Origin of the sequence: Ideonella azotifigens, from assembly GCF_006519715.1 — a bacterium.
Lineage (GTDB): Bacteria > Pseudomonadota > Gammaproteobacteria > Burkholderiales > Burkholderiaceae_C > Ideonella > Ideonella azotifigens.
This window is the reverse complement of the sequence record NZ_VIDT01000658.1, coordinates 1-2,984: the sequence shown is the minus strand read 5'-3', so window position 1 is coordinate 2,984 and position 2,984 is coordinate 1. Positions and strand designations below refer to the sequence as shown.

The following is a 2,984-nucleotide window of genomic DNA, read 5'->3' as shown; positions in this document are numbered from 1 at the left end:
GGCGGCCTGCCAGGGCATGGGGGTGCGGCAACCGTCGCGGCCGGGGAAGTCCGGCCACATCTCCTTGCCATACGGGTCCTGGATGGCAGAGAACGGCAACTCGGCCTGGGCAAGCCCCAGTTCCTCGCCCTGGTACAGGCAGGGCGAGCCACGCAGCGAGGCCAGCAGGCCCAGCAGCACCGGCGCGATGCGGCTGGCTTCGCCCAGCGGCTGCCAGCGGGTGACGACGCGGTCCACGTCGTGGTTGTTCAGGCTCCAGCAGGCCCAGGCGCCTTCGGTGCTGGCGACGAACTCCTGCAGCGTGCTGTGGATGAAGGCCGGCGAGCACGGGTGGCCCAGCAGGTTGAAGGTGTAGGCCATGTGCAGGCGCTGGCCGCGGGTGTATTCGGCCAGGCGCTCGTACTGGTGGTCGTCGCCGATCTCGCCGATGGTCGCGGTGCCGGGATAGCGGTCCATCAGCGCGCGCAGGCGCTCCAGGAACGGCAGATTCTCGGGCTGGCTCTTGTCGTACACATGCTGCTGCAGCGCATACGGGTTGCAGTGCGGCACGCCCACGGCGTAGTGGCCTGCGGGCTGCGGCGGGTTGGAGCGCAGCTGCTTGTCGTGCACGTAGAAGTTGACGGTGTCCAGGCGGAAGCCGTCCACGCCACGCTTCAGCCAGAACTCGGCCACGTCCAGCACGGCCTGCTGCACGTCTTCGTTGTGGAAGTTCAGGTCCGGCTGGCTGCTGAGGAAGTTGTGCAGGTAGTACTGCTTGCGGCGCGACTCCCACTGCCAGGCGCTGCCGCCGAAGATGGACAGCCAGTTGTTCGGCGGCGAGCCATCGGGCTGCGGGTCGGCCCAGACGTACCAGTCGGCCTTGGGGTTGTCGCGGCTGACGCGGCTCTGCTGGAACCACGGGTGCTCGGTGGAGGTGTGGCTGATGACCAGGTCGATCAGCACGCGCAGGTTCAAGGCGTGCGCCTCGGTGACCAGCGTGTCGAAATCGGCCAGCGTGCCGAAGATCGGGTCGACGTCGCAGTAGTCGCTCACGTCATAGCCGAAGTCGCGCATGGGCGACTTGAAGAACGGCGAGATCCACAGGCCTTCGACGCCCAGCGAGGCGATGTAGGGCAGGCGCTGGGTGACGCCCGGCAGGTCGCCAATGCCGTCGCCGTTGCTGTCCTGGAAGCTGCGCGGATAGACCTGGTAGAGCGCGCCGCCGCGCCACCAGGCGGGGTCGGTACTGGATTGCTGCATGTTGGTTTGCGTGGGTGGGTCGGGGGAAAGGTTTTCAGCCTTTGACCGCGCCTGCCGTGAGGCCGGCGACGATGAGCCGCTGGAAGTACATGACGAGCAGGATCAGCGGCAGCGTGACCATCACCGAGGCGGCCATGATCGGGCCCCAGGGCAGCTCGTGGCCGCCGGCGCCGCTGATGAAGGCGATGGCCACCGGCACGGTGCGCTGCTCGGTGGAAATGGTGAAGGTGAGCGCGAACAGGAACTCGTTCCACGCGGCGATGAAGGCCAGCAGCCCGGTGGAGACCAGGGCCGGCCAGAGCACTGGCAGGAAGATGCGGAAGATGGTGCCAATGGGGCCTACGCCGTCCATGATGGCGGCCTCTTCCAGCTCCTTGGGCAGCTGCTTCATGAAGGTCACCAGCACCCAGACGGTGAAGGGCAGCGTGAGCATCAGATCGGCAAACAGCAGCGCGCCCAGGCTGTCGTACAGCCCGAACCAGCGCACCAGCTCGAACATGCCCGAGAGCACCGCAACCTGCGGGAACATCGAGGCCGACAGGATGCTCAGCAGCAGCAAACCGCGGCCGCGGAACGCCACCCGGCCCAGCGCCCAGGCCGCCGGCAGGCTGACCAGCATGGACAGCAGCACCACGCCACCGGCCACCAGCAGCGAGTTCAGCAGGTTGTGGGCAAAGGGCTGGTCGCGGAAGACGGTGACGTAGTTGAACAGCGTGGGCGCCAGCGGCACCAGCCGCGGCTCGAACATCTCGCTGCCGCGCTTGAGCGAGGTGGAAATGGCGTAGACAAACGGGAACACCGAATACGCGATGAAGACCGCCGCCAGCAGCCAGTAGCCCACGGTGCCAAGGCCGATCTTGCCGAAGGTGCGCCGTGGCGCCTGCGTTGCAGCGGTGTTCATCCCGAAGCCTTTTCAACGCGGCTGCGCATGGCCACCGCATAGGTGACGGTGACGACCGCGATGGTGAAGAACAGCAGCATGGCCGCGGCCGAGCCGACGCCGACCTGCTGGAAGTCGATCAGCTGCTCGCGCACGTAGACCGACATGCTCTTGGTCTCGCGGGCGTTGGAGGTCATCACGTAGATCACGTCGAACACGCGCAGCGCGTCCAGCATGCGGAAGATCATCGCCACGGCCAGGCCGGGCAGGATCAGCGGCAGCGTGATGTGCCAGAACACCGCCAGCGGCTTCACGCCGTCCACCCGTGCCGCCTCGTAGCAGTCGGACGGCACCATCTGCAGCGCAGCCAGCGTGAGCAGCGCCATGAAGGGCGTGGTCTTCCACACGTCCACCAGCACGATGGCGAACAGCGAGAGGTTCGGGTCCGCCGTCCAGGCCAGCGGCGCACTGAGGATGCCCAGCGCCACCATGTAGTGGTTCAGGATGCCGAACTGGTCGTGCAGCATCCAGCTCCACATCTTGGCCGAGACCACGGTGGGAATGGCCCAGGGCAGCAGCATTGCGGCGCGCAGCCCCGTGCGCAGGCGCGAGGGGTGGTTGATCAGCAGCGCCACGCCCAGGCCCAGCACGGTCTCGATGGCGACCGACAGCAGCGCAAAGCGCAGCGTGGTGAAGACCGACTGCCACCAGCCGGCGTCCATCAGCACGCCGTATTCGCCGAGGTAGTTGTCCAGCCCGATGAAGTGCCAGTCGCCCAGCTGCGAGAGCTGCGCGTCCGTCAGGCTGAACCACAGCGTGCGCGCCAGCGGCCAGCCGGCAATCACCAGCAGCAGCAGGAGCATGG

Annotated in this window: 3 protein-coding genes; all 3 read right to left on the bottom strand. The window is 67.1% G+C overall.

The genetic code is table 11. From position 1 onward, the window contains the following. Nucleotides 1-1,239: alpha-amylase family glycosyl hydrolase (locus tag FKP22_RS25795; RefSeq protein ID WP_141290648.1), on the bottom strand; the 1,239-nt coding region annotated here is incomplete at its 3' end. 34 nt (nt 1,240-1,273) lie between these two features. Continuing rightward, on the bottom strand, nt 1,274-2,140 hold the full coding sequence (locus FKP22_RS25790; RefSeq protein WP_141290646.1) for a carbohydrate ABC transporter permease: 867 nt from the start codon (nt 2,138-2,140) through the stop codon (nt 1,274-1,276). Further along, nucleotides 2,137-2,984, bottom strand: an 848-nt coding sequence (locus FKP22_RS25785) for a carbohydrate ABC transporter permease (protein WP_141290644.1), incomplete at its 5' end; no start/stop codon positions are given. The genes FKP22_RS25790 and FKP22_RS25785, both read right to left, overlap by 4 nt.

What these genes read in the sequence shown, in the direction of transcription:
- FKP22_RS25790 (WP_141290646.1), bottom strand. Translation starts at nt 2,140, where the DNA reads ATGAACACCGCTGCAACGCAGGCGCCACGGCGCACCTTCGGCAAGATC.